We start from the raw sequence: 25927 nt of genomic DNA, 5'->3' as shown, positions 1-25927 counted from the left end.
GTCCGCGAAGGAACACAATGTCCGCCCAGACGCGACCGCATGTGCTGCTCGTCGATGATGACTCCACCATCCGCGAGCACTTGGCCCCCGTGCTGCGCCGCAGCGGCCTCGACACTGAAACCGCAGCTGACGGTGTCGAGGCGCTGCAGGCTATCGAAGCCCGCCGCCCGGACCTTGTCATCCTTGATGTACTTATGCCGAACCTCGACGGTCGTGAGGTCTTGCGCCGCATCAGGGCCGACGACGAATGGCTGCCCGTCATCCTGCTGACCGAGGTGGGGGAGACTTTCGAACGGGCAGCCGCCCTCGATGACGGTGCGGATGACTATATGACCAAACCGTTCGATCCGGTTGAGCTCATGGCGCGCGTCCGCGCGGTTCTGCGCCGCACCCAGCGGGGCCAGACGCCGTTGAGCGCCGCCCAGGCTCTGGTATCGGGTGAGCTTCGTTTGGACCGACCGGCCCGCAGGATTTTCGTCGACGGATGCGAACGACAGCTGACGCCGCGCGCCTTCGCTCTGCTGGAGTTCCTCATGAGCCACCCTGACGAGGTGTTCTCTCGCCAGCGTCTGCTGGAAACCGTGTGGGGCTTCGAAGCGATTGTGACCACGCGCGCGGTTGATCACAGAATTGCTGAAATCCGCAGGGAACTGGGTGATGATTCGAGCGATCCCGCCTACATTGAGACGGTGTCGGGTGCAGGATATCGATTTCTTGGAGCAGTGGATCGCGGATGAGCGAACAGAAACAGCAGCGGACGCCGCTGGTCATCGCCTCTGCGCTGCTTGCGCCCCTGCTCATCGGGCTGATCGTGACGGTGGGGTGGCTGTTCGTCGACTCCCAAACCCAGGCGGTCATCACGGCCCGGGTAGCGTGGGCGCCCCTCGTTTTCGGCCTGCTGCTGTCCGGCCTGTTCGCGGCTGGTTTCGCCGCCGTCGTCCTTGCCAGGCGCGGTGCCGTCAAAGCCTCAGCGCAGGTGCGCGATGAGCAGATGCGCCGCCGCCAGCGCCTGCTGGCCCGTCTGGACCACGAACTGAAGAACCCCATTCAGGGCATTCGCGCAGCCCTGGCCGACGAACCGTCCCAGCGGCAGCGCGACAGCATCGATGCTCAGGCTGTGCGCCTGAGCAGTCTGCTGAACAATCTGCGCAAGATCAGCGAAGTCGAACACGCTGAACTCGAACCCTCCGCGGTCAACATCGGCGCTCTTGTTCACGAGGCAGTGCAGACGGTTCTTGAAATTCCGGGTGCCCGGGAGCGCAGGTTCCAGGTGTCTCTGCCTCAGGCACCGCGGCCCCTGCCGCACGTTCGAGGTGACTCAGATCTTTTGTTCTTGGCCGTGTCAAACGTGTTGAGCAACGCGGTGAAGTACTCGCCACCGGGAGCACACATTGAAGTTCGCGGCCGTGAAGAGAACGGTTGGGTTGTCATTGAATGTGCCGACACGGGCCGCGGGATAGCGCCGGATGAGATCGAAACCGTATGGGAAGAGCTCGGCCGTTCACGCGAGGTCCGCGGGACGGAAGGCAGCGGGCTCGGACTGCCGATGGTCCGTGCCATCGTCGAACGCCACGGCGGCACCGCCGCGCTGCAGTCCTGGTACGGACAGGGTTCAACTGTCACCCTGCGCCTGCCGGCCATGTAGATTTTCCTGCTTTAGCCATCGTCACTGCTCTCCGTTACAGTGATTGATGTCTCGAAACAGGAAGGTTTGTATGAGTTCTGACAGCAGCTCAGAAGAATTGCTCGCATCAGACTACGCACGCGAAGCCGAAGACCACGCGGCTGATCCGAAGGTTGTCCGCAGGGCAACAGCAGCCTCGGCCATCGGCAATATGACCGAGTGGTACGACTACGGCGTCTACGCGATCGCCGCAACGTACATCGCCCATCACTTCTTCGATGCACTCGGCGAATACCAGATCATGGCCACCATGGCGACGTACGCCATTTCCTTCCTGGCGAGACCCCTGGGCGGATTCTTCTGGGGGCCCATGGGCGACAAGATCGGCCGCAAGGGCGTGCTGGCCGCCACGATTCTGCTCATGGCCGGGGCAACAACCCTCATCGGCCTGCTGCCCACTTATCAGACGATCGGCATCTGGGCGCCCATCCTGCTCATCGTCCTGCGTCTGGTGCAGGGCTTTTCCACCGGCGGTGAGTACGGCGGAGCCGCCACCTACATGGCTGAGTACGCTCCCAACCGCCGTCGCGGCTTCTTCGGTTCGTTCCTCGAAGCGAGCTCGCTGACCGGCTATGTCATCGGTGCGGCACTCATGCTCATCATCCAGTTCACCGTGACCCCGGAGCAGATGGACTCCTTCGGCTGGAGGATCCCGTTCCTCATCGCACTGCCCATGGGCTTCATCGGCTGGTACCTGCGCTCGAAGCTTGAGGACACCCCGGTGTTCAACGAAATCCAGGAAGATCCGGAAGAGGACGACACCTCGACAATGGACCGCTTCCGCGCGGTGTTCAAGGAGTACCGCCGCGACGTCATCATCCTGTTTGCGCTGGTCGCAACCGTCAACATGGTCAACTACACGCTGCTGACCTACATGCCGTCGTACTTTGAAGCGCAGATCGGCATGGATTCACAGACATCGCTCATCGTGATCCTCGTGGGCGAGCTGTTCATCGTGCTGTTCATGCCGATCTTCGGCGCGGCATCGGACAAGTTCGGCCGTCGCCCGCTGTGGTTCTTCACGACCATTGCGGTGGGCGTTCTGGCCATCCCCATGTTCAAGATGATGTCGCTGGGCTTCGGCTTTGCGCTCGTGGGCTTCGCCGTTCTCGGCATCGCCTACGTACCGATGCTCGCCACGATTTCGGCGACCTTCCCGGCGATGTTCCCCGCACACGTGCGTCTGCTGGGCTTCTCGGTCACCTACAACCTGTCCGTGTCGGCTCTCGGCGGCACGGCCGGCCTGATCAACGAAGCCGGCGTCAAGGCAACAGGCGACCTCCTGTTCCCGGCGTATTACATGATCCTCGCCTGCGTCATCGGTCTGGTGGCCACGTGGTTCATGCCAGAAACTGCGGGTGCTTCGATTCACGGCCGCCAGCAGCCCGGCACTATCGGCACGCGCGTTATGCCGCAGTCTCCCGCGGACAAGGCGCTGGCTGAGGGACGCCAGCCCGACCAGCGCGACATGACGCATGACGAAATGGTCGAAGAGGCCGAACGGGTCGCAGAAGAAGACGAGTCCAGCGGTGGCTGAGTGCACCAGCCGCACAGGGTTTTCCTAGAATCCTGTGTATTCCCCTCATCCGCCTCTTTGCCCACCGCAGAAAGCACAACGACCAATGAAGCTGTCCCGATCACTCCCGCTGCTGGTGTGGATCGTCATCGCGATCGTCCTCGGAATCCTTACCGGCCCAATCCTGCCGGAATGGCTCGGCGGAATCTCCGCCACCTACAATTCGGTGTTCTCGGGACTGCTGGCGTTCGTGGTGCCGCTGATCATCTTCGGTCTTGTCGCCCCGGCGATTGCGGAACTGGGCAAAGGGGGAGGCAAGCAGCTGGGCCTGACCGCGGGAATCGCCTACACCTCGACCTTCATTGCGGGCCTGCTGGCCTACTTCACCGCCAGCTGGCTGTTCCGCTCTTCACTTGAGGGTACTGACATCAAGGGCATTGCAGAAGCAGAGGGGGACGGCTTCGAACCCTACTTCACGGTGGTCAGCGCACCCACTGAAGTAGATGCCGCTGATCCGACGGCAGCTGCGGAAGTCGCCACCGAAATCGTGCTCGAACCCGTCATCGGCGTTATGAGCGCCCTCGTTCTGGCGATCATCATCGGCGCTGGCCTGACGGGGTTCCGCAGCCGGGTTCTCTACCGCGGCGCAATCGAGTTCCGCTCGATTGTCGAAAGCCTCATCCGCAACGTCATCGTCCCGGCCCTGCCGCTGTTCATCTTCGGCATATTCGCGGACCTGTCCCACAGCGGTGCAGCCGTCATCGTGGTGCAGAAGTTCCTGCTGGTGGTCATCGTGTCGTTCGCGCTGACCGTGCTGATGCTGCTCATCCAGTACACCGCGGCCGGAGCGATTGCCGGGCGCAATCCGCTCAAATCCCTGTGGAACATGCGCGATGCCTACTTCACCGCTCTGGGAACATCGTCTTCGGCCGCCACGATCCCGGTGACCCTGCGCTCGGCGAAGAAGAACGGGGTGTCCGACACTGTGGCCGGTTTCGTCGTTCCCCTGTGCGCAACCGTCCACCTGTCCGGTTCGATGATCAAGATCACGTGCTTCTCCATGGCGGTTCTCATGATCACCGGCGGTGATACGGCGTTCCTCACGTATCTTCCGTTCATTCTCATGCTGGGAGTGATGATGATTGCCGCACCGGGCGTTCCCGGTGGCGCGATTGCCGCTGCGGCCGGTCTTCTCACTCAGATGCTCGGCTTTGGGCAGATGGAAGTCGGTCTCATGTTCGCCGCCTACATAGCGCTGGATAGCTTCGGAACTGCGGCAAATGTCACCGGCGACGGTGCGATTGCCATGATCGTCGATAAGATCGGCGGTCGCCGCGCAGAAGGTTCGGGCCAAGACGAAAACGACCGGATCATAGAAGCCAGCTGATGATTCCACGCCCTACCTCTGACGTGTGCCCATGCGGCGGCCTGCCCCGCGGGAGTGCCCTGGGCGAGTGCTGTCTGCCTCTGCTTGAGGGAACTCGTACAGCGGACACGGCTGAAGCGCTCATGCGCTCGCGCTTTACGGCTTTTGTCCTGCACGATGCCGACTATCTGTTCCGCACCTGGCATCCTCGCACCCGGCCGACTGATACACAGCCTGATCCCGAGGTGGAGTGGACTTCTCTTGACATCCTCGACACGGTCGACGGAGGAGCGGGTGATTCGACGGGAATCGTCGAGTTCGCGGCCCATTACCGTGTCGGCGGTCAGCCGGGCACCATGCGGGAGCGTTCGTCCTTTGTGACACGCGCCGGTCGCTGGTTCTACGTCGACGGTGAACACGAAAGTGCAGGATGACTACCGTGAGCGAATCTCTGTTTGTGAAAATCTGCGGTGTGCGAACACGCGAAGACGTGCGGGTTGCCGTTGACGCCGGTGCGGATGCTCTGGGCATCATGCACTACGGACCCTCGCCGCGGCACGTGGACGAGGACACCGCGAAACAGATTGTCACGTGGATTCACGAGGCGGGGTCAGCACTCGCTGTTCTCGTGGTCTTCGACATGGACGCGGCTGGTGCTGCTTCTATGGCTCAGCGGATCGGCGCTGATGCTCTGCAGCTGCATGGCCACTACGAGCACTCTGATTTCACTGCCGCACGCGCTGCGGCACCGGGTCTGAAGCTGTGGCGTGCTGTGTCGCTCGCTCACGACCCTGAAGCCCGCGCCGGTGCCTATGGTGACGACCTCCTGCTGCTTGATGCTCCCGCGCCGGGTGCAGGCCAGCGCTGGGACCAAACACAGCTGCATGAACGCGACCGCGGGCCGTTTGTCCTCGCCGGAGGCCTGACACCCGACAACGTCGCGCAAGCTGCGGCTTCATCGGGGGCGATCGGCGTCGATGTGTCATCCGGCGTGGAATCCAGTCGGGGAGTGAAGGATCCCGAACTCATTAGGGCCTTCATCGAAAAGGCGCGGACCGAGCGGAAGCAGGCGGCGCCTCGTCAGTCCTGAGCCTCCCCAGACAGCCGGGCAGACCAACACGCCCGGTCGGCACTTCAGCCGAAAACGAGCAGGCGGGCGTTACATTGAATGGGTCTTCCCCACATTCCAGGAGTGCCATGTCCGGCAGGTTCGTCAGCAGACGATCATTTGCACTCGGCAGCCTCGCAGCCGCCGCACTGACAGTCATGCCCGCTGCCCGCACACAGCCGGGACAGTTCGGTGCGGTCAGTGCTTCCGCCGCTGATGTGCGCGTTCCCGGACCCCACAAACTCCTCCAGTCGCGCCTGGTCAGGACACCCGGCTACGGCGCTGCCACCCTTTTCTGGCCCCGAGAACCGCAGAACCGCTGCCCCGTGGTCGTGACCTTCCCCGGCTATACGGGCAGGGCGGAGGAAATGCACATCATCGGCAAACGGCTTGCCACCCACGGCTGTGCGGTTCTTGCCGCCGGTTCAATCGAACCGAAGGCGTTTCCGGAAAACCGAGCCGAACAGATCCTCAGCGCACTCGACGACGCACGCGGCCGCGGTGAATGGGCAAGCGTCATCGACCCCGCGAAAACCGCCTTCGTCGGCTATTCCATGGGCGGGGGAGGATCCTTGATCGCCGCGGAGCGCGAAAGCGTCTCCGCGGTCGTCGCCCTCAACCCGTGGGCCAAGCGCGGCTTCAGCAAGGTCACAGCGCCGGTGCTCATTGTCGGCGGCAGCAACGACACGGTCGCACCCATGAGCGAACACGCCCGGCCCATCTACACCAGCATGAAGAAGTCGCGGCAGCGCGCGATGCTCACCCGGATTGCCGGCCGACACGACAGCGGAATCATCAACGACCCGCGCATTCTGTCGCGCATCACGGCGTTCATCAAAGTGCACGCCGCGGGTGAAGCCGCCTACCGGCCAGCCCTGACGGCCGAAGCAGAGCCGCTGACCCGCTGGCAGATCGACCCTGCACCGGGTGCGTAAAGCCTGCCGGGCAGCCGGATGCTTCGGCACTGTCCGTGCAGAGCGCCCCGCCTTGCAGAGCACTCTGCCTTACGGATTCAGCTGAAGATCTCGTCCAGCTGAGCTTTGGCGCTGTCGTCAAGGCGCTCCTTGGCCGCGAGTGCACCCATATTGTCCGTGACCTGGTCGACGGAGCTTGCTCCCGTGATGACCGTCGAAACACGCGGGTTCTTGAGCAGCCAGGCCAATGACAGCTGCGCCGGTGTGACATCGAGGTCGCGGGCCATGTCGACAACGCGGCGCACCCGGTCAGCAGTTTCCCGCTTTGCGGACTCTTCGGCCAAATGGCTGTGGCCTTGTGCCGTCGCACGTGAACCTTCGGGAACGCCGTCGAGGTACTTGCCTGTGAGGATGCCGCCTGCAAGCGGGCTCCACGTGGTCAGACCCAGCCCGATGTCGTCATAGAGGCGCGCGTACTCGTCTTCCACGCGGGTGCGGTTGAGCAGGTTGTACTGCGGCTGTTCCATGTAGGGCTTGTGCAGGTGGTGGCGCTCTGCGATTTCGTAGGCGCCGCGGATCTCCTCGGCAGACCATTCGGAGGTTCCCCAGTAGAGAGCCTTGCCGCTGGAGACGATGTCGCTCATCGCCCACACCGTTTCCTCCAGGGTCGTCTCCGGGTCTGGACGGTGGCAGAAGACAAGGTCGACGAAGTCAAGCCCCAAGCGCTCAAGCGAGCCGTCAATGCCCTGCATCAGATACTTGCGGTTGAGGGTGTTCTTGAGATTGACGTTGTCCTCAATGCCCCAGAACAGCTTGGTCGAAATGACATAGGAACTGCGCTTCCAGCCGAGCTCTTCAATAGCCCGGCCCATGATCTCTTCGGACTTCCCACCGGCATAGACCTCGGCGTTGTCGAAGAAGTTCACACCCGCCTCGGCAGCTGTCTGCATGCACTCTTTGGCAAGACCGGTGTCGATGGAATCGCCGAATGTGACCCACGAACCGAACGACAGTTCGCTCACTTTGAGGCCCGCACGGCCCAGGCGGTTGTACTTCATCTGCGTGCTATCACTCATACGCCCAGCCTAGGTGCGCACCGGGCAGAATGTCAGCCGCGCTGTGGGGTCGCCTGGGAGCTGCGCGCGGCGTTTGCTTGAATAGAAGGGTGATGAAGACAGATGTAAACATCCGCCCGTTCACAGAAACCGCACCCGCTGCGTTCAGCCGCGAGCAGTTCGCCGAGGAATTCGGCATTCCCGAAAGCGCCTGCGAAGAGTTCATTCGACTGGCTGTTCTCAACGACAACTTCGCCTACGACGCACAAACGGACGTCTTTTCCGAAAAAGTCCCGCGCGAAGACTACGCCCCCTGGGTGCGCGGCCTCCTCAACTACAACCGGGCCCGCCAGAGGGCGGCAGCTGTCTGACTCAGCTCAGCGAACAACCCCAAGGCACGAGGCGGAAGGCGACTTCCGCCTCGTGCTTCTGTTCTGCTTTCCCCTCCGAAAAACGGTGTCCTTGCAATAGTTCTGCGGTTTCCTAAGGTAGAAAACTATGAACGACAAACCACAGACGCCTTCGAAAGCAGAGGACACTCCGCCGGAAAAGCCCCACAGCAAGCTCGATAAGACCCTGCGTGCGGGCAAGAAGATCTTCCAACCGCCAAAATATCCGCACGGGGTTCACCCCGCCCTGGTACCCGGCGTGTCCATCGAAGATCAGCGCGTTCGCTACGGCATTGACAAGCCGATTCTTGTGGTTGTCGGTGCGCTGATCATTTCCTTCGTGGCCTGGGGCATTGTTCAGCCAGAAGCTGTGAAGAGCATCTCCGGCACCATGCTCACCTGGACTATGCAGAACCTCGGCTGGATATTCACGGTGATCGCAGCCGGTCTGCTCGTCTTCCTGTTGGTGCTGGCCTTCAGCCGAGCCGGCCGCATTCCCCTTGGGCTCGACGGCGAAAAGCCCGAATTCTCCACCGGTTCGTGGGCGGCCATGCTGTTTGCGGCAGGAATCGGCATTGCGCTGATCTTCTTCGGCCCCTATGAACCGCTGCTGCATTACCTTCAGCCGCGGCCGAACGCATATGAAGGCGGCACCGACCCCGCGATCGTCGGCGGTCTCGTGCAGACAGCGCTGCACTGGGGCCTCAACGCGTGGGCCATCTACGCGATTGTCGGCCTGGCTGTTGCCTACTTCTCGTTCCGTCGCGGCCGTGTGCCGCTTATGTCGTCCATCCTCAGCTTCATCACGGGTGACTCGAACTCGCTGGGTTCGAGGATCATCGACGGTCTGGCTATCATCGCGACCCTGTTCGGAACCGCCGCCTCGCTGGGCATCGGCGCACTGCAGATCGCCCGCGGCGCAGAGGTTGTCACCGGCTGGAACACGACCGGCAACACGATCGCCATTCTCATCATCATGGTGCTGACAATCGGCACCATCATATCCGCAGTATCCGGTGTTTCGAAGGGCATTCGCCTGCTGTCGAACACCAATATGTGGCTGTCGGTGGGCCTGGCGTTCTTCTTCCTCATCGTCGGTCCCACTGCGTTCCTGCTCAACGTCGTACCGGGTGTTGTCATCGACTACGTGGGCGAACTGCCGACAATGCTGGCACGCAACATGTCCGAAGGCGACGACACGGAAGAGTTCCTGACCAACTGGACGATCTTCTACTGGGCGTGGTGGGTCAGCTGGTCGCCGTTCGTCGGCATCTTCACCGCGAAGATCTCCCGTGGTCGCACCATCCGCCAGTTCGTCATGGGCGTGCTGCTCATCCCATCGTCGATCATCGTGCTCGCATTCACCATCCTGGGCGGCACCGCGATCTACCTTGAACACACTGCGGGCGCAGTCACCGGCGGAACCGGTGAAATGCCCGCACCGGAAGAGACCATCTTCATTGTCCTCGACCACCTGCCCGGCGGGCAGATTGTGGCGCCGCTGCTCATGTTCATGCTGGCGATTTTCTTCATCACAACCGCTGATTCAGCATCGCTGGTCAACTCGCAGCTTGCGCAGAAGGGCAATCCCTTCCCACGCCGCGGTGTGACCGTGTTCTGGTCGCTGTGCATGGCGGGAATCGCCATCGTGATCTTGCTGACCGGCGGAGACGACGCTCTGACCGGCCTGCAGAACCTCATCGTCATCACAGCGCTTCCGTTCTCGGTGATCATCGTGCTCATGTGCGTTGGACTGTGGAAGGCACTGCGCAGCGACCCGCGCACGTACCGGCAGAACTACCAGCGCAAAATCCTCGACAGCGCCGTGCGCTACGGGCTGGAGAACTACGGCGATAACTTTGCCGTCAAAGTTGTGCAGACCGAACCGAACTCGGAGTACTCCGCCGGGTACGGGTTCGATTCGACATCGTCAGAAGCCACCGACTGGTACCAGCGCACCGATTCCGAGGGCAATCCGGTGCCATACGACTACGAAACCGGCGAATACCTCGACCCGCACGGACAGCTTGACTCCATGACAAAGGAACAGCGCCGCGAACGCGCCAAACTGGAGAAGGAAGCACGCAAGCGCGCCAAGCGCATGAACAAGCGCTGAGCCGTGTCCGCTCGCCTCACCCGGGGTGTAGCGAGGCACTGGGAATCAGAAAAGCACAGTGAAAGGAGCCGCAATGGCTGAGCTCAGTTCGAAGTGGACCTTCCGGCGGACCTACGGAGAAGAGTCCGAGACAAAGGGCACCCGTGTCCTCGTGGATCGCATGTGGCCCCGAGGCATCAAGAAAGAAGACCTCAACATCGACGAGTGGGCCAAAGACGCTGCCCCCAGCAGCCAGCTGCGGTCGTGGTTCCACGACGACCGCGAAGGCCGCTGGCAGGAATTCCAAAGCCGGTACCGGGCGGAGCTCGATGAGAACAGCGAAGCCGCAGCCCTTGCCGAGCGGCTTTCCCACAGCGCCCACGTCACCCTGCTGACAGCCGCCAAAGACGTTGAGCACTCCCACGTGCCCGTACTTGCCCAGTGGCTGCAGGACAGCGCCTGAAACGGTCAGCCGTTTTCGACCGCACAGAGGAGCGATAGGCATGGAACTGATCATTGAACCGGGCGATATCACTGAGCAGAAAGTCGACGCGATCGTCAACGCGGCAAACTCCACGCTCATGGGCGGTGGAGGCGTTGACGGTGCAATTCACCGCGCGGGAGGGCCCGCGATTCTGGCCGAGTGCAAACAGCTGCGCGAGCAGTCGTACCCCGATGGGCTGCCTGCGGGCCAGGCTGCCGCAACAACCGGGGGAGAGCTTTCCGCATCCTGGGTGATCCACACCGTCGGTCCGGTGTACGCGAAGAAAGAAGACCGTTCGGCGACACTGGCGTCTGCTTACCGCGAATCGCTGCGCGAAGCCAAGCGGATTGGTGCGCACAGTGTTGCGTTTCCGGCCATCTCCGCCGGTGTGTACGGCTGGCCCATGGACGATGCCGCCCGCATTGCGGTCGAAACCGTCAAGAGTATGGCTGACGAGGTCGGGGACACCGTGAGTCGGGTTGTGTTGGTGCCCTTCGGGGAGAAAGCTGAACGCGCTTTCCGCGCTCAACTCGATTCTTGACGCACCGACTGCAGTTCGACGCTCTGGGCAGCGCGCTGTCGCACTGCAGGTTCACGCTGTAGTGCTGGTTTGCGCTTTAATGCGCTGCATCAGCGCGTGAATCTGCACTAAAGCGCAAACCTGGCTTCGAGAGGGCGGGCAGCACCGAGGGGGTCCGCACCGACGGTCACACAGCGAACAGCGAATGCACGTTCGGGACTCGCCTATGGCCCTCAAGATCCTGCAGCTCCAGCAGGACGGACGTTCCGACTGTCTGTGCTCCCAGCGTGCTGATGAGCTCCAGGCCCGCGGCGAGCGTTCCGCCGGTGGCGAGGATGTCGTCGATGAGCAGCACCCGCACTCCGGGGGCCAGTTGGTCGCTTGCTTCGATTGCCGCCGAACCGTATTCGAGGTCGTAGTCAACCCGCGCAGCGGCGATCGGCAGTTTGCCGGCTTTGCGCAGCGGCACAAAGCCCGTGCCCGTCAAGGCGGCTGCGACACCGGCGAAGATGAATCCGCGCGCCTCGATTCCTGCTACAACATCGAACTGTCCGGCAAACGGCTCAACCATGAGTTCGGCCGCCCTGCGCAGCGCCCAGGCATCAGCCAGCAGCGGCGTAATGTCCTGGAACTGGATGTCCTCGGACGGGTAGTCCGGAATGACGCGAATAAACGAGCTCAAGCGAGAAAGATCATCAGTCACGCCCCGTAGTCTAGCGGCGGGGCCCACCGGCACCTCGCCCGCGGAGCGGCTGCGGCCGACTAAGATCAAACACCGGATCAGTTTAGGGAGGCCCCATGCAGTTGTCCTACACCGCCTACGGCACGACCGGACCGGCAGTCGTCTTCCTCCACGGCCTGATGGGCCGCGGACGCAACTTTCTCACCGCCGCCAAGGCGCTTGAAGATCAGTACCGCTGCTTCCTGGCGGATCTGCCCAATCACGGCAGCTCGCCGTGGACCGAGGATTTCAACTACGAGGACATGGCCCAAGCCGTCATCGAGTTCATAGAAACCACGGTGCTTCCCGAAACCGGTGAAGAATCAGTGGTGCTGCTGGGACATTCGATGGGAGCGAAGACGGCAATGGTCGCCGCCTTGCGCAAACCGCAGCTGTTTAAGTCGCTGATTGTCGAAGACATGTCGCCGGTCAGTTCGGAGGACTCCAACTTTGTGCCGCTGCTGAGCGCACTGGCCGGCCTCGACCTCGCCGCGCTTAAAAGCCGCGGCCAAGCCGATTCTGAACTCGAAGAAGCCGGTGTGTCTGACTCCACTGTCCGCGGTTTTCTGCTACAGAATCTGCGCCGGACAGACAGCGGCTTTGAGTTTCAGGCGAACGTAGCCATGCTCAACAGCGCGGTCAGCGACATCAACGCGTTCCCCGATTTCGCCGGCGAAACCTACGACGGTCCCGTCCTGTGGATGGGCGGCGCGAAGTCGAAGTACATCCGCAATGAACACGATCAGCCGATGCGGGCCCTCTTCCCGCGAGCACAGAAAGTCATGGTCAAAGACGCCGGCCACTGGGTGCATTCAGAAAAGCCGGAGGAATTCCTGGCGGTGCTTCGCGGTTTCCTTGGGCAGACCGCCGACAGCTGAGGTCGTCCTCAATTGCTTCGACGGCACATATGTCTATTAGGCTAGAAAACAATGACCTATTGTCTAAGCCGTACGGAGGCCCAGTGAACGCTTCACCCGACACGACCGACCCGAAGTTCGCCGACTACGCGCACCCGGAAGCGCTTGTCTCCACCGCGTGGGTGGCAGAGAACCTCAACATTCCCGGAGTTGTCATCGTCGAATCTGACGAAGACGTCCTGCTCTACGAAAGCGGACACATTCCCGGCGCCGTCAAGATCGATTGGCACACCGAACTGAACGACCAGGTGATTCGCGACTACGTGCAGGGGCCCGAATTCGCCGAAATGATGAGCTCCAAGGGCATCAGCCGCGACGACACGATCGTCGTCTACGGCGATAAGTCCAACTGGTGGGCCGCATACGCCATGTGGGTGTTCAAGCTGTTCGGCCACGCCGATGTGCGGCTCATGGACGGCGGTCGTGCCAAGTGGGAGGCCGAAGGCCGCGAAATGACGCGAGAGAAGCCGCAGCGTGAACGCTCCGATTACCCGGTTGTGGAGCGCAACGACGCACCCATCCGTGCTCTCCTGCCAGAGGTGCTGGAAGCCATCGGCCAGATCCCGCTGATCGACGTGCGCAGCCCGCAGGAATACACCGGTGAGCGCACCCACATGCCGGACTACCCGGAAGAGGGCGCTCTGCGCGGAGGACATATTCCGACCGCGCACTCCGTTCCGTGGGCAACCGCGGCAAACGAGGACGGCACGTTCAAATCGGCTGAGGAACTGCGCAAGATCTACATTGACGATCTCGGATTGGGCAAGACCGATGTGGCCTACGCTTACTGCCGGATCGGCGAACGCTCCAGCCATACCTGGTTTGTCCTGTCCTACCTGCTGGGCTTTGAAAACGTGAAGAACTACGACGGCTCCTGGACCGAATGGGGCAACGCTATGCGCGTGCCCATTGTTCAGGGAGACCAGCCGGGAGAGGCTCTGCAGAAGTGACCATCCCGCAGGCACTGCAGGAAATCGCCGACGACTTCGGCGCTATGGAGGAAAGCCAGCGGCTGGAGCTGCTGCTGGAATTCAGCGACGAACTGCCGGACCTTCCGCAGCGGCTGAAGGACGACCCGAAGCTTCTCGAGCCGGTTCCGGAGTGCCAGTCGCCGATCTTCATCCGGGTGGAGGTTGACGGCACCCAGCCGGACAGCACTGTGCACCTGTTCTTTTCGGCACCGCCAGAAGCTCCGACCACGCGCGGCTTTGCGGGCATCCTCAATGAAGGGCTCAACGGATCGACCGTGCAGACAGTCCTCGACGTTCCCGCAGATTTCCCGCTTAAGCTCAATATTGAAAAGCAGGTCAGTCCGCTTCGGCTGAACGGAATGTCGGGGATGCTCGCCCGCATTCAGCGGCAGGTTCGTGAAAAGGCCGAGCAATGACCTCCCGTCCGGTGGTCTGAGCACCGCAGGATCGGCCAATCTACGAAAGGAATTCTCATGGCAGACATCACTTTCCAGGGCAATCCTATCACCACCGTCGGAACGCTTCCCGAGAAGGGCGCGAAAGCTCCTGTGTTCACACTTGTGGGAACGGATCTTTCTGACGTCGCGCTGACAGATTTTGCGGGCAAGCAGATTGTCCTCAACATCTTCCCGAGCATTGACACCGGTGTGTGCCAGGCAAGCGTCCGTGCATTCAACGAAAAGGCCGGCGGCCGTGACAACACGGTTGTTCTCAACGTTTCGAAGGACCTTCCGTTTGCGCAGGAGCGCTTCTGTGCGGCAGAGGGCATCGACAATGTTGTAAGCGGGTCAGCCTTCCGCTCGTCTTTTGGTGAGGACTACGGCGTCACGATGACGGCAGGCCCGCTGGAGGGTCTTCTGTCGCGCGCGGTTGTCGTTGTGGACGCTGACGGTTCGGTCGTCTACACCGAGCAGGTTCCCGAAATCGGTCAGGAACCGGATTACGAGGCGGCACTGGGCGCGCTCAAGTAAAGCTCACTGGTCAGCACTCAGCTGATTGGAAGGGCCGGCGGGAGGAAACCCCGCCGGCCCTTCTGCTGTCGTCAGTGGGCAGCCGTCTCAAACTGACAGCGCGCAGCTGAAGCGACGCTCATTCGTAGGGCAGCCCCAGGAATTCCCGCAGCCTTGGAAGTTCGCGCCGGCCGATGAACAGTCCGTGTCGGTGTGCGGCAGCCAGCTGTGAAAGGTTCCGGGTGGAGTTGCCGATGCGCATGATGTCCGGTTCGATGATGAAGGCTCTGCCTTCTGCTTCGAGGTCGAACAGCTGTTCGCGGATGCTGTTGTAGCGTGCCGCGCGGGTTTCCATTGCCGCGGGGACCGCGGGCAGCCGACGGAAGATCTGCCGGGTGCTGTGTTTGAACCGCGCGGGGGATTTCCGATACCGCCGTTCTTGGGTCAGCACGAATACGCCCCGGTCAAAACCCGCATCAAGCATGGCCGGCAGAGCGATTCCGCCGCCGTCACCAAGAGCACCGTCAACGTAGAGGGTGCCGTCTACGTCTGTGACGGGCATGACGATCGGCATGGTTGATGATGCTCGCACTCGCAGCAGGTAGTCGTCCATCGTGGGGAAGTCAGCACGCCGCCATTCGACGGTCGTGCCGTCTTCGGCATTGAACGCCACAACGGACACTTCTGAGGGGTGCGCGCAGAAGGTGTCCCAGTCAAGCGGCAGGGCCTGATCGGGCAGGGCGGTGTTCTGGTAGATGTATTCGGCGTTGAACAGCCCTTGCCCGCGCGCAAAAGTCTTCAGCGACCCGAACTGCGGGTCGGTGGAGAACTCCACGAAGCTGCGCCTGGCGCGATCGATGTCGCGCGACACCAGGTTTGCCGTCGTCGAAGTGCCCGCACTGACCCCGAAGGTGTGCGGGAAGTCAATGCCGGCCCGAATGAGTGTGATGGCAATGCCGGCAGAAAAGGCAGCCCGCATGCCTCCGCCCTCAAACACGAGTGCGGTGTCGGTGACGCTCGGCTCGGACTCCGGCTGCCACGGAACAGCTGTCACAGCCGCACCTCACGGACTGGCAGAGCGGCCTCAATCCCGAGGCGCCTGCCGGCTTCCTCTGTCACACCCCGGTTGATCTCTTCTGGGGTGGGGTGGTCGGGCAGCGCTGCAAGATACTGTTCGTGGGCTGCCAGTGAGGCGATGCCCTTCTGCAGAGGTTCGCCGGACACATCGACATAGTGCGTGGGCTTTGTTGCTGCACAGAATAGGGCCCGTTCGACCTTCCAGCGCTTAAGACCCAGGTCCTGGAAGATCCACGGGTTGTCGGCGTCACGAATGGCGTCCATGAGTGCCATACCGCAGGCACGGTGGTCGACGTGGTTGATGCCGAAGCCGACTTCGAGTTCCCACGTCAGTGAGATCGCCATCTGCGGCCGTACTTCGCGGATCTTGCGGACAATGGCCTTGCGCACGCTGTGGTCGGGTTCCAGCAGTCCGTCCGGGAAGCCAAGGATTTCCAGTGACGCAGCTCCGACGATGTCACAGGCCGCCTGCTGTTCTTCCGCGCGAAGGGCTGCGGTCCGGTCTGGTTCGATGGAGGCGATGCCGGCTTCTCCGGCGGTCAGCAGCAGATAGTGAATTGCGATTCCCTCTGCCGCCCACTTGGCAACTGCTGCCGATGCTCCGTACTCCATGTCGTCCGGGTGGGCCACAACCGCGAGCACCCGTTGAACGCCTTCGGTGTCCAGCTTCGCAAGCTCAGTCATATCAACCACTCTAACCTCCGCCTCGGCGTCGGCCGCAGATGCTCAGCCAAGCCACCGCAGGCAAGTGGGGCGGCAGTTCGCAGAGAACTGCCGCCCCACAGGCTTTATACGATCACTTCTTGTTGTGCTGCTTTACTCCTTCACCCTTCTTCCAGGTGAGGTAGCCGCCTTCGAAGTTGACGCGCTTGTACTTGCCCCACGTGAACTCTTCGGTTGTGGGGTAGCCGAGTTTGCCGCGTTCAAAGCCCTGCTTGGCCCATTCCTTGCGGATACCGGAGTTGTACATGAGCTTGCGCGCACCGACCTTCGGCGACCAGTGGATTGAGCCGTTCTGGAACGCCTGGTAGCAGCCGCCGTCCTTGATGGTGCAGGATTCTTCGCCGGTCGGGTAGCCCAGCGCGCCGCGTTCAAAGGCCTGCGCAGCCCATGCCTTCTGGATGCCGGAGCCGAACCGGGTGAAGTGGGTGCCGGTCTTCGGTGAGTGGTGCACCGCGCCCTTTTCAAAGGCTCGGTACGCGCCGCCGCCGGGCAGACCGCCGTGCTCCTTGCCCGTGGGCTTGCCGGTCTTGGACTTGTTGGCCTCGTGGAACTTCTGGATGGGGCTCTTGGGCTTTTCAGCCGGTGCCGGAGGCTTGCCCTTCTGGAAGCCGATGGCCTTCTTGCGGATGTCACCCAGCTGGCTGTACAGACCGTCGCCGGGGCAGTCGGTGTTGCCGATGTCCCTGTGGCTGGATACGCGCTGCACGGTCATCTTCGCACCCTTGGGGTACTTGCGGGTGGCGCCGCCTGCCGAGGTCAGGGTGACCTTGGAGTCGATCTTCCAGTTCCACTTCGAGGACTGCCAGGCGACGATGCGGGCAACCGAGTTGATTGCTGCCTCAGGCGCCTTCTTCTTGTAGGAGCCGATCACCGAAATGCCGAACGTGCCGCGGTTGACGCTCGATGCGTGGGCACCGATGGCGGCTTTGTCGAGCTTGGGGCGACCCTCGTAGATGTTGCCGTACTTGTCAACGAGCATGTTGTAGCCGATGTCGCACCAGTGACGGCTGCCCTGGTGGTAGGACTGGATACCGCGGAGGATGCCCGGAACCTGCTCCTTGGAGTAGCTGTTCGAGCCTTCCGTGTGGTGGATGATCGTCGCGGTGTTGCGGTTGGTCGTCGAAGTCGAGCAGCGAGCCTTCCGCGCACCCCACTGCTTGCGCGAGAAGTACTTGAAGCCGCCGATGGATGCGGCTTTCTTGGCGTTGAGTTTGCCGCCGGCGATGGGGCCGCTGCCGGCTGCCGAGGTGGAGTCGGCTTCCGGCGCGGACGATGCGGGTTCGTTGAGGTCGGGGGAGGAGAATGTGCCTTCGTCGTTGACGCCGCCGAACATGGTGCGGTCGGCGTCCGTGATCGGGGTGGTCGTGACGGTCACGGTGACGGGTGCGCCCTTGGTGCGCACTTCGATCTTTTCGTTGTAGGCAGCGCTGACGGCTCCCGTGCCGGGGGTGTTGGCCTCGTTCGAGCCGTCGTCGGGGCCTTCGTCAGGGTCGGCCTCGAGTTCCTGCCACATCGACCATTTGAGGCTGTTGGTGACTTTCGAGCGGTACTCGATGGTGGGGTCAGCGGCTGATGACCATGTGGCACCGAAGATGACAACGGAGTTTTCATTGCCCTTGCCGGTTGCGCTGATGAGGGCCGATGTGCCGTCGTCAACTTTCTGTTTGACGGTTTCGACCTTGGGATCCTGCCCGTCGCTGTCCTTTTCCTGCGGAGTGCTGGCGGGGGTCTCCTGCGGTGCCGGTTCGGAGCTGCTGCCGGCGCTCGGCGCCGCGGCAGCGGGCACGGCTACCGCAACGGCGAGCCCAATGGCGCCGAGTGTTGCCGGTAGGTGTCGCATGTGAGTCCTTTTCATGGGGAAGACAAAGGTTTTTCTCACTGTACGGGCTGATAAGCCGCTGTCGGCGTATTGTTGTGGGCGTTTTGCAAAAGAGTCCTAGCCCGTGCCGCGCTGCGCGCACTGTCGAACGGGCCCTCGCCCACGCCCACGGGAAGACGTGCACTGTTGCACGCACCCTTGAGAGGACAGCCGAGGTGCGGGCAGAGTCCGAAGTGAGCTTCAGCTTGGGCGAGGAAAGCTCGGAAGACTAGGGCACCAGCAGAAACGGGGACCGCGGAAGGTTCCGCGGTCCCCGTCTGTACGCATCGACTGCGTGTGCCCTAAAGGGTCAGTCGACCGAGATTTCGCCCATGCGGTCCCAGTCGCTGCCTTCGACCTTGCGGGACACGATGAGCGGGGTTTCCTTCAGGTGCTGCGGGAAGTCCTGCTGCATCTTCTTGAAGTGCTCCGAATTGACGTGAGTGCTGGCGGCTTCGTCATCGGCAAAGCCCTCGACGAGCACGTATTCATCATCGCGCTCCAGGCTCTTGGACCAGTCGAACCACAGGTTGCCCGGCTCTGCGCGCGTGGCCTCCGTGAATTCGCGGGCGATGTTGGGCCAGTCGGCCACGAACTCGTCTTTGACACGGAATTTGACGACGATGAAGTACATATCCTGTCCTTTCTCAGGGTGTGGCAGATCCTCGGTGGGCCTGCCGTATCAGCGCTTGTTGGCGCGTTTGATCTGCCGGCCGAGGATGAACATGCGGACTGTGCCGAAGATGCCGGCGATGACGATGCCCGCAATTGCGGCAAGCAGAATGGATACGCCCAGCGGCAGGGTGAACTCCCAGCCGAAGTAGTAGAACTGGGTCGGCTCGTTGTTCTGAATGATGAAGATGAGCAGAAGCACCAGAATGAGGGCGCCGATGATGAGCGAAGCCCAAATGCCCGCTGACAGTCCGCCGGAAGCCTTCACAGCAGGCGGCGGTGTCTGGGCCTGGGACTGTGCCGGTGTCTGGGCCTGCTGGGGTGCAGTTTCAGCTGCCTGTTCGACGGTTTCGGGGGAGCTGCTTTCAGGAACGGGGGAGTGATCGCCGTTGGGCTGAGTCATGGGGACGTCCTTTCTCTCTGCACCCATTCTTTCATCCGCGCCCGCGCAGGTCAGCTTGTCGGGGCATCGGGTTTGTCACTGTGCACACAGCGCTGAGGGCCGGAAGCGGTGAACTTCCGGCCCTCAGCTGTTGTCTGTCAGATCGACGCTCAGCCCAGCTCGTCGATAATCGCGTTGAACGTCTGCGACGGGCGCATGAGTGTGCTCAGCGTTTCGTCAGCAGGGTTGTAATAGCCGTTGAGGTCGACCGGCTGGCCCTGAACAGCCAGCAGCTCCTCGGTGATGACGCCTTCCTTTTCGCGCAGCGCTTCGGCAATGGGAGCCAGTGCCTTGGCGAGCTCGGCGTCGTCAGTCTGCTTGGCCAGCTCTTCTGCCCAGTACAGGGTCAGGTAGAAGTGGCTGCCGCGGTTGTCGATTTCGCCGACCTTGCGCGAAGGCGAGCGGTTCTCGTTGAGGAACGTCTCCGTTGCCCGGTCCAGGGTGTCTGCGAGAACACCGGCACGCTGGTTGTCCTGCGAGTGCAGGAAGTGGCGGAAGGACTCGGCAATGGCGAAGAACTCGCCGAGCGAATCCCAGCGCAGGTGGTTTTCCTGCTGCACCTGCTGGACGTGCTTGGGCGCCGATCCGCCAGCACCGGTCTCAAACAGCCCACCGCCGGCAAGCAGCGGAACCACCGAGAGCATCTTCGCCGATGTGCCCAGTTCGAGGATCGGGAAGAGATCGGTGTTGTAGTCACGCAGCACGTTGCCGGTCACCGAAATGGTGTCCTGGCCGTTGCGGATGCGGGCCAGGGAGTGCTTGGCGGCATCCACGGGGCTCATGATCTGGATGTCCAGGCCCGAGGTGTCGTGATCCTTGAGGTAGGTGTTGACCTTCTCGATGAGGTTGCGGTCGTGTGCCCGGTTCTCATCGAGCCAGAACACGGCAGGGGTGTCCGACAGACGAGCGCGGGTCACAGCGAGCTTGACCCAGTCGCGAATCGGAATGTCCTTCGTCTGGCATGCGCGCCAGATGTCGCCGGTCTGGACTTCGTGGGACATGAGGACATCGCCCGCGGCGTTGACGACTTCAACCGTGCCGGGGCGGTCGAGGATGAACGTCTTGTCATGGCTGCCGTACTCTTCGGCTTTCTGCGCCATGAGGCCGACATTCGGCACGGTGCCCATAGTGGCGGGATCGAGCGTGCCGTTGGCCTTGCAGTCCTCAATGGTGGCCTGGAAGACCCCGGCGTAGCTGGAGTCGGGGATGACAGCCAGGGTGTCGTGCTGACCGTCGTCAGCGCCCCACATCTTGCCGCCGTCGCGGATCATTGCGGGCATGGAAGCGTCCACGATGACATCCGAGGGCACGTGCAGGTTTGTGATGCCGCGCGAGGAGTCGACCATGGCCAGTGCGGGGCCGTTTTCGAAGCCCGCGTCGATTTCGGCCTTGACACCCTGAGCAACTTCGGGGTCGAGAGCGTCAAGCCCGTTGAGCAGGGCTGCCAGGCCGTAGTCCGGGGTGAGGCCTGCGGCGGTGAGCTCTTCACCGTACTTTTCGTAGACCTCCGGGAAGAACGCGCGGACAACGTGGCCGAACAGTTCGGGGTCGGACACCTTCATCATGGTGGCCTTGAGGTGGACGGAGAACAGAACGCCGTCCTTCTTGGCCTGGGCGATCTGCTCCTTGAGGAACTTCTCCAGGGCGCGGACGTTCATGAAAGTCGAGTCGACGACTTCGTCCTTGAGGACCTTCAGGCCGTCCTTGAGAACAGTGGTTTCGCCGTCTTCGCCGCGCAGGCGGATCTGCAGGGTGTCGTCGGCTTCCATGACGACAGACTGTTCGTTCGAGCGGAAGTCGTCAGCGGACATGGTTGCCACGCGGGTGCCGGAGTCCTTCGTCCATTCGCCCATCCGGTGCGGGTGGGCCTTGGCGAAGTTCTTCACAGCCTGCGGTGCCCGTCGGTCGGAGTTGCCTTCGCGCAGGACCGGGTTGACGGCCGAACCGAGGGCACGTCCGTAGCGTTCGCGGATGTCGCGCTCTTGTTCGGTCTTCGGCTCTTCTGGGAATTCGGGAAGGTCGTAGCCCTGGCTCTGCAGTTCGGCAATAGCCGCCTTCAGCTGCGGAACGGATGCGGAGATGTTGGGCAGCTTGATGATGTTGGCTTCAGGCTTCTTGGCCAGTTCGCCGAGCTCGGCCAGGGAGTCGGGGTGCTGCTGGTCTTCGGGGAGGACATCGCCAAACTGTGCCAGGATTCGACCGGCCAGTGAGATGTCGCGTGTTTCGACCTCGACACCGGCGGTGTGCGCGAAGGCTTCAACGATCGGCTTGAGCGAATACGTTGCAAGCAGAGGCGCTTCGTCGGTGCGGGTGTAGATGATCTTAGCCATTAAGAGGATCACTCCAACTCGCTATGGGATTGACGGGGGCCATTCTATCTATCCGCGGGTTCGCCCTCCGGCGGCCCTCGCATCAGCTGGGCGCCGCTGCCGGTGCCGGTATCCTGTTGCCGTTCGCGAAGGAAGGACGGACAGGGTGGCCAAACTGTATTTTCGGCACGGAGCGATGAACTCCGGAAAGTCGACAGCACTCCTGCAGGCTGCGTTCAACTACGAAGAGCGAGGACAGCGGATTCTGCTGGCCAAGCCGCACGTCGACACAAAGGGTGCGGACAAGATCATTTCGCGTCTGGGAGTCTGTCGCACCGTCGACATCCTCGTGCGCGAAGACGACGATGTCGAGACCGTTTTCCGCGAAGCCGCCGAGTACGCCGATCCCTCCGCCCTCATCACCCACGTCGACCAGCCGGTGCAGCCGGTTTCCTGCCTTCTGGTGGACGAAGCCCAATTCCTCACCGCTGAACAGGTTGAGGGCCTCATGCGAATCGCGGTGGGCCAAAACGTTCCTGTCATGTGCTACGGCCTGCGCACAGACTTCCGCACGCAGGCGTTCCCAGGTTCGCGCAGGCTGTTGGAGATCGCCCACACCCTCGAAGAGCTCAAAACCATCTGTCGGTGCGGAAAGAAGGCCATGTTCAACGGGCGCAAGGCCGACGGCGATTTCGTCTTCGCCGGTTCGCAGGTGGCGATCGAGGGGGCTGATGTCACCTATGAGTCGCTCTGCCCGCAGTGCTATCTGGAGAAATCAGGCGGATCATTCGGCTGACCGCCGTGTGCTTCGCAGGAAGAAATAACGAACACTCACCGTTGGAGCTGATATGACTACACTGACCTACTCCGTTCTCAACCCCGAATCAGAAGACCTCCCGCTGCTCATCTTCGGCCCGCCCCTGGGCACACACGCTTCCGTGTGGGCATCTGTCGCAGCACGGCTTGCCGATGACTTCCGGGTGGTTCTCACGGAACTGCCCGGTCACGGCGCCGATGCTGGACGGGACTTCTCTGCTGAAGAGCCGGTGTCAGTTGCCTCCATGGCCCGAGGCGTCGTTGCGGTTGCCGACGAACTCGGTGCCGACTCCTTCGGCTACGCAGGCTGTTCGATCTCCGGTGGGGTAGCGCAGGAACTGGCGCTCAATCACTCCGACCGGGTGCGCGCGGCAGCTCCCGTGGCAACCGCGGCGAAGTTCGGTCAGCCGCAGGACTGGCACGACAGGATCGCAGGCGTGCGCAAAGACGGCATCGCCCCGTCCGTGCCGGACACACTCGACCTGTGGTTTGCGGCAGGCTTCCTCGATGACGACATCGCCGCGGGCCACATGGCCGCCCACCAGCTTCTGACAACACCGGCTGAGGCCTACATCGCGTGCTGTGAGGCGCTCGCCGACTACGACCTCTCCGAGCGCACCGCCGACATTGCGGTGCCCACGCTGTGGATATCGGCAGCCCAGGACGTCGTCAACACACCGGAGTCCATGGTGCAGTTGGCTGAGACGGCGCAGAACGGCACGCATGTCACCATTCCCGATGCCGGACACGTGTTCATGATCGAACACCCCGAACTCGCCGCCGAACACCTGGGCAAGTTCTTCCGCACCCACCTGTGAGGACCCATGACACAGCTGTTCAGTCCCATGACCCTGCGCGGACTCACCGTGCGCAACCGCGTGTGGCTGCCACCCATGTGCCAGTACTCGTGCGAAAACCGCGACGGAGTGCCGGGTCAGTGGCATCTGATGCACCTCGGCGCGCGTGCCGCAGGCGGCTTCGGCCTCATCATCACCGAGGCTTCCGCCGTTGTTCCCGAAGGACGGATCTCACCGCAGGACGCAGGCATCTGGAACGACGAACAGGCCCAGGCGTGGAAGCCCATTGTCGACTTCGCTCACGCTCAGGGAGCGGCCATTGGGATTCAGCTGGCGCACGCCGGTCGGAAGGCGAGCACGCACCGGCCGTTCCCCGGGGAAGAAAAGGGGACGGTGTCCAAGGAAGCCGGAGGATGGCCGACACTTGGACCCAGTGACCTCGCCTACCCGGGGCTTGCCGAACCGACTGCCATGAGTGCCGAAGACATCAGGGACGTCGTCGAAGCTTTTGGTGCGGCCGCCGAAAGAGCCGTCGCTGCCGGATTCGACACCGTCGAAATCCACGGCGCACACGGCTACCTGATCCATTCCTTCCTCAGCCCGCTGTCGAATGACCGCGACGACGAATACGGTTCAGGCACCGGCCGGTGGAAGCTGCTGCGCGACGTGCTGGCCGCGGTGCGTGCTCGGGTGCCGGAAGACTTTCCCGTGCTCGTGCGCATCTCCGCTGAGGAATGGGTCGACGGCGGTTTCGGGATTGACGAGGCTGTTGAACTTTCGCGCGTTCTGCACGAAGAGGGGTGCGATCTCATCGACGTGTCCGGGGGTGGGAACACTCCGGCTGACATCCCCGCAGGGCCGGGCTATCAGATCGGCTTTGCGCAGAGAATCCGCCAGGCCGGAGTGCCGACGGCGGCGGTCGGCCTCATCACCGACCCAGCACAGGCGCATACCATACTTGCCACGGGCCAGGCAGACGCCGTTCTCATCGGGCGGGCGGCGCTGCGCGAACCGTCGTGGCCGCTGCGCGCAGCCTGCGAACTCGGGCTCAGTCCTCGGGGGATTCCGTATCCGCCACAGTACGTGCGTGGCCGCTGGTGAGCTCCAGACCGGCAACACCGATCACCACAAGGACCAGACTTGCGATCTTGAGCAGGGGAAACGGCTCACCGGCAGCAGCCGCCCACACGGCGGTTGTTGCCGCGCCGATCCCCGTCCACATGGCATAGGCGGTACCCATCGGGATGATCCGCATTGCCAAGCGCAGACCCGTCAGAGACACCAGAAGTCCCGCATAGAACAGCAGAATCCAGCCGAAGCTTCGCAGTCCGCTGCTCAGGGCGTGTGCCCACAGGGCCTCACACGCTCCGGAGACCAGCAGAACAATCCACGCTCCGGCACGGGTGTTGGGTGCAAAGCGGTTCACGAGAACACCCCCAGGCCCACGATTCCGGCAATGAGGACAAAAACGAAGAAAAGCCGCTTCAGTGTGAGCTGTTCGCGACCGCGCAGAGCCGAATAGACAAGAGCGGCGACTGCGCCGACCCCAACCCACGCGGCGTAGCCTGCACCGACGGGAATCACCATCAGGCCCGCGTAGAGGCCGCCCATCGACACAATCGTGCCGATGCTGAACACAATGATCCGCTTGCGCATTGACCACGACGATTCACCCATAGCCGCAGCCCACATGGCTTCGAACGCGCCGGATATCAGCAGCACTGCCCACGCAACAGCAGAAGACTCGAACACGACACCCTCTCTGTGATGGACTGGGACTCAACGATAACAGCAGCATCGGGCCTTTCCCGGTGCGTCAGGGAGGCTGAGATGACCGAAAACACGATCAACACCCCTTCGCTCGAGATCCGCTGGACTGCGGTTTCGGATATGGAGAACAACGTCTACATGGTCACCGACCGCGACAGCGGAGCCCGTCTGCTGGTCGACGCGGCGGACGACTGGCCCGCCATCAGGCAGTTCATAGGGGATGAGCCCGTGGAGCGCGTGCTCACAACACATCGCCACTGGGACCACATCCGCGCTCTGCGCGACGCGCTCGCAGCCACCGGCGCCGAATCCGCGGCAGGAGAATACGACGCGGCGGCCATTGAGGAAGAAACGGGCGTCGTCATCACCGAGCGCCTGCACCACGGAGACATCATCACCGTCGGCGACGTTGCCATTGAAATCGCCCACCTGCGCGGGCACACACCCGGTTCTATTGCGCTCATCATCCGCGACGGCGAGGACACCGTGCTCATTTCCGGGGACTCTCTGTTTCCCGGCGGGCCCGGCAAAACCTGGTCCGCCGAGGACTTTGCGAGCCTCATGGCCGACCTGCGCTCTAGGATCTTCGACGCGCTGCCCGACAACACGGCAGTGCTGCCGGGCCACGGTGCGCCGACCACAATCGGCGCGGAGCGACCACATCTGGATGAGTGGCAGGAGCGCGGCTGGTGAACACCGCCCGAATGCGCCGGGCACAGCCTTATAATTAGGGGTTGGGCCCACGCAGTGCGCCCGGATCTTCTGAGAAGAAA

Annotated in this window: 29 protein-coding genes; 19 read left to right on the top strand and 10 right to left on the bottom strand. The window is 62.4% G+C overall.

What is annotated here, in order from left to right; all coding sequences use genetic code 11:
• Positions 1-17: 17 nt before the first annotated feature.
• From HMPREF3162_RS09810 to HMPREF3162_RS09780, 7 genes are all read left to right on the top strand, one after another.
• Positions 18-737, top strand: a complete 720-nt coding sequence (locus tag HMPREF3162_RS09810; protein ID WP_070573985.1) for a response regulator transcription factor — start codon at positions 18-20, stop codon at positions 735-737.
• Complete coding sequence (locus HMPREF3162_RS09805; protein WP_070573983.1) at positions 734-1645, top strand: sensor histidine kinase; 912 nt, start codon at positions 734-736, stop codon at positions 1643-1645. Before HMPREF3162_RS09810 ends, HMPREF3162_RS09805 begins: the two co-directional genes overlap by 4 nt.
• A 70-nt stretch (positions 1646-1715) precedes the next feature.
• A complete protein-coding gene (locus HMPREF3162_RS09800) occupies positions 1716-3221 on the top strand; it encodes an MFS transporter (protein ID WP_070573981.1) in 1506 nt (501 codons plus the stop codon).
• A gap of 85 nt (positions 3222-3306) precedes the next feature.
• Positions 3307-4587, top strand: a complete 1281-nt coding sequence (locus tag HMPREF3162_RS09795) for a dicarboxylate/amino acid:cation symporter (protein ID WP_070573980.1) — start codon at positions 3307-3309, stop codon at positions 4585-4587.
• On the top strand, positions 4587-5000 hold the full coding sequence (locus HMPREF3162_RS09790) for a YchJ family protein (RefSeq protein WP_070777692.1): 414 nt from the start codon (positions 4587-4589) through the stop codon (positions 4998-5000). The genes HMPREF3162_RS09795 and HMPREF3162_RS09790 overlap by 1 nt, the downstream gene beginning before the upstream one ends.
• A 5-nt stretch (positions 5001-5005) precedes the next feature.
• Complete coding sequence (locus tag HMPREF3162_RS09785; RefSeq protein WP_218079180.1) at positions 5006-5656, top strand: phosphoribosylanthranilate isomerase; 651 nt, start codon at positions 5006-5008, stop codon at positions 5654-5656.
• Positions 5657-5763: 107 nt separating this feature from the next.
• Positions 5764-6609, top strand: a complete 846-nt coding sequence (locus tag HMPREF3162_RS09780; protein WP_070777691.1) for a poly(ethylene terephthalate) hydrolase family protein — start codon at positions 5764-5766, stop codon at positions 6607-6609.
• Positions 6610-6686: 77 nt separating this feature from the next.
• On the opposite strand, the gene HMPREF3162_RS09775 is transcribed toward HMPREF3162_RS09780, so the two are convergent.
• On the bottom strand, positions 6687-7664 hold the full coding sequence (locus HMPREF3162_RS09775; RefSeq protein WP_256282708.1) for a potassium channel beta subunit family protein: 978 nt from the start codon (positions 7662-7664) through the stop codon (positions 6687-6689).
• A gap of 92 nt (positions 7665-7756) precedes the next feature.
• On the opposite strand from HMPREF3162_RS09775, the gene HMPREF3162_RS09770 reads away from it, so the two are divergent.
• The 4 genes from HMPREF3162_RS09770 to HMPREF3162_RS09755 all read left to right on the top strand — a co-directional run bounded on the left by HMPREF3162_RS09770 (position 7757) and on the right by HMPREF3162_RS09755 (position 11152).
• Positions 7757-8014, top strand: coding sequence for a hypothetical protein (locus HMPREF3162_RS09770; protein WP_070777689.1), 258 nt, complete (start codon positions 7757-7759; stop codon positions 8012-8014).
• Between the two features lie 127 nt (positions 8015-8141).
• Complete coding sequence (locus HMPREF3162_RS09765; RefSeq protein ID WP_070777688.1) at positions 8142-10148, top strand: BCCT family transporter; 2007 nt, start codon at positions 8142-8144, stop codon at positions 10146-10148.
• A gap of 73 nt (positions 10149-10221) precedes the next feature.
• A complete protein-coding gene (locus tag HMPREF3162_RS09760; RefSeq protein WP_070777687.1) occupies positions 10222-10590 on the top strand; it encodes a DUF488 domain-containing protein in 369 nt (122 codons plus the stop codon).
• 40 nt (positions 10591-10630) lie between these two features.
• On the top strand, positions 10631-11152 hold the full coding sequence (locus HMPREF3162_RS09755; RefSeq protein WP_070777686.1) for an O-acetyl-ADP-ribose deacetylase: 522 nt from the start codon (positions 10631-10633) through the stop codon (positions 11150-11152).
• A 166-nt stretch (positions 11153-11318) separates the two neighbouring features.
• On the opposite strand, the gene HMPREF3162_RS09750 is transcribed toward HMPREF3162_RS09755, so the two are convergent.
• Positions 11319-11834, bottom strand: coding sequence for an adenine phosphoribosyltransferase (locus HMPREF3162_RS09750; protein WP_070777685.1), 516 nt, complete (start codon positions 11832-11834; stop codon positions 11319-11321).
• 95 nt (positions 11835-11929) lie between these two features.
• On the opposite strand from HMPREF3162_RS09750, the gene HMPREF3162_RS09745 reads away from it, so the two are divergent.
• The 4 genes from HMPREF3162_RS09745 (at position 11930) to tpx (ending at position 14711) form a co-directional block, all read left to right on the top strand.
• Positions 11930-12730: an alpha/beta fold hydrolase gene (locus tag HMPREF3162_RS09745; RefSeq protein ID WP_070777684.1), complete on the top strand. Its 801-nt coding sequence runs from the start codon at positions 11930-11932 to the stop codon at positions 12728-12730.
• A gap of 83 nt (positions 12731-12813) precedes the next feature.
• The gene (locus HMPREF3162_RS09740) at positions 12814-13719 is read left to right on the top strand and encodes a sulfurtransferase (protein ID WP_070777683.1); all 906 of its coding nucleotides are present in this window, start codon (positions 12814-12816) and stop codon (positions 13717-13719) included.
• Entirely contained in the window at positions 13716-14156 is a 441-nt protein-coding gene (locus tag HMPREF3162_RS09735) for a SufE family protein (RefSeq protein ID WP_070777682.1), read from the top strand. Before HMPREF3162_RS09740 ends, HMPREF3162_RS09735 begins: the two co-directional genes overlap by 4 nt.
• A 57-nt stretch (positions 14157-14213) precedes the next feature.
• Entirely contained in the window at positions 14214-14711 is a 498-nt protein-coding gene (gene tpx, locus HMPREF3162_RS09730) for a thiol peroxidase (RefSeq protein WP_070777681.1), read from the top strand.
• 118 nt (positions 14712-14829) lie between these two features.
• On the opposite strand, the gene HMPREF3162_RS09725 is transcribed toward tpx, so the two are convergent.
• From HMPREF3162_RS09725 to HMPREF3162_RS09700, 6 genes are all read right to left on the bottom strand, one after another.
• Positions 14830-15744 (bottom strand): patatin-like phospholipase family protein, encoded by a 915-nt coding sequence (locus tag HMPREF3162_RS09725; protein WP_083318978.1) that lies wholly within the window; start codon positions 15742-15744, stop codon positions 14830-14832.
• Positions 15741-16451, bottom strand: coding sequence for a PIG-L deacetylase family protein (locus HMPREF3162_RS09720; protein ID WP_070777680.1), 711 nt, complete (start codon positions 16449-16451; stop codon positions 15741-15743). The genes HMPREF3162_RS09725 and HMPREF3162_RS09720 overlap by 4 nt, the downstream gene beginning before the upstream one ends.
• A 112-nt stretch (positions 16452-16563) precedes the next feature.
• On the bottom strand, positions 16564-18330 hold the full coding sequence (locus HMPREF3162_RS09715) for an N-acetylmuramoyl-L-alanine amidase (RefSeq protein WP_070777679.1): 1767 nt from the start codon (positions 18328-18330) through the stop codon (positions 16564-16566).
• A 328-nt stretch (positions 18331-18658) separates the two neighbouring features.
• The gene (locus HMPREF3162_RS09710; protein WP_070573950.1) at positions 18659-18982 is read right to left on the bottom strand and encodes a putative quinol monooxygenase; all 324 of its coding nucleotides are present in this window, start codon (positions 18980-18982) and stop codon (positions 18659-18661) included.
• A 48-nt stretch (positions 18983-19030) separates the two neighbouring features.
• Complete coding sequence (locus tag HMPREF3162_RS09705) at positions 19031-19423, bottom strand: LapA family protein (protein WP_070573948.1); 393 nt, start codon at positions 19421-19423, stop codon at positions 19031-19033.
• A gap of 149 nt (positions 19424-19572) precedes the next feature.
• Positions 19573-21792: an NADP-dependent isocitrate dehydrogenase gene (locus HMPREF3162_RS09700; protein ID WP_070573946.1), complete on the bottom strand. Its 2220-nt coding sequence runs from the start codon at positions 21790-21792 to the stop codon at positions 19573-19575.
• Positions 21793-21937: 145 nt separating this feature from the next.
• Between HMPREF3162_RS09700 and HMPREF3162_RS09695 the strand changes: the two genes are divergently transcribed.
• Genes HMPREF3162_RS09695 through HMPREF3162_RS09685 form a run of 3 tightly spaced genes read left to right on the top strand, consistent with a single transcriptional unit; the run spans position 21938 to position 24485 of the window.
• Complete coding sequence (locus HMPREF3162_RS09695) at positions 21938-22567, top strand: thymidine kinase (RefSeq protein WP_070573944.1); 630 nt, start codon at positions 21938-21940, stop codon at positions 22565-22567.
• 52 nt (positions 22568-22619) lie between these two features.
• Positions 22620-23405 (top strand): alpha/beta fold hydrolase, encoded by a 786-nt coding sequence (locus HMPREF3162_RS09690; RefSeq protein WP_070573942.1) that lies wholly within the window; start codon positions 22620-22622, stop codon positions 23403-23405.
• Positions 23406-23411: 6 nt separating this feature from the next.
• Entirely contained in the window at positions 23412-24485 is a 1074-nt protein-coding gene (locus tag HMPREF3162_RS09685; RefSeq protein WP_070573940.1) for an NADH:flavin oxidoreductase/NADH oxidase, read from the top strand.
• On the opposite strand, the gene HMPREF3162_RS09680 is transcribed toward HMPREF3162_RS09685, so the two are convergent.
• Positions 24433-24810, bottom strand: a complete 378-nt coding sequence (locus HMPREF3162_RS09680) for a DMT family transporter (RefSeq protein WP_070573938.1) — start codon at positions 24808-24810, stop codon at positions 24433-24435. The two genes, HMPREF3162_RS09685 and HMPREF3162_RS09680, sit on opposite strands and share 53 nt — an antisense overlap.
• On the bottom strand, positions 24807-25136 hold the full coding sequence (locus HMPREF3162_RS09675) for a DMT family transporter (RefSeq protein ID WP_083304112.1): 330 nt from the start codon (positions 25134-25136) through the stop codon (positions 24807-24809). The genes HMPREF3162_RS09680 and HMPREF3162_RS09675 overlap by 4 nt, the downstream gene beginning before the upstream one ends.
• A 78-nt stretch (positions 25137-25214) precedes the next feature.
• Between HMPREF3162_RS09675 and HMPREF3162_RS09670 the strand changes: the two genes are divergently transcribed.
• Positions 25215-25847, top strand: coding sequence for an MBL fold metallo-hydrolase (locus HMPREF3162_RS09670; protein ID WP_070777678.1), 633 nt, complete (start codon positions 25215-25217; stop codon positions 25845-25847).
• Positions 25848-25927: the final 80 nt, after the last annotated feature.

The sequence above is a fragment of the Brevibacterium sp. HMSC07C04 genome (assembly GCF_001815905.1).
Classification (GTDB): domain Bacteria; phylum Actinomycetota; class Actinomycetes; order Actinomycetales; family Brevibacteriaceae; genus Brevibacterium.
The sequence above is the reverse complement of the archived record's forward strand: the minus strand, read 5'-3'. Positions and strand labels throughout refer to the sequence as shown.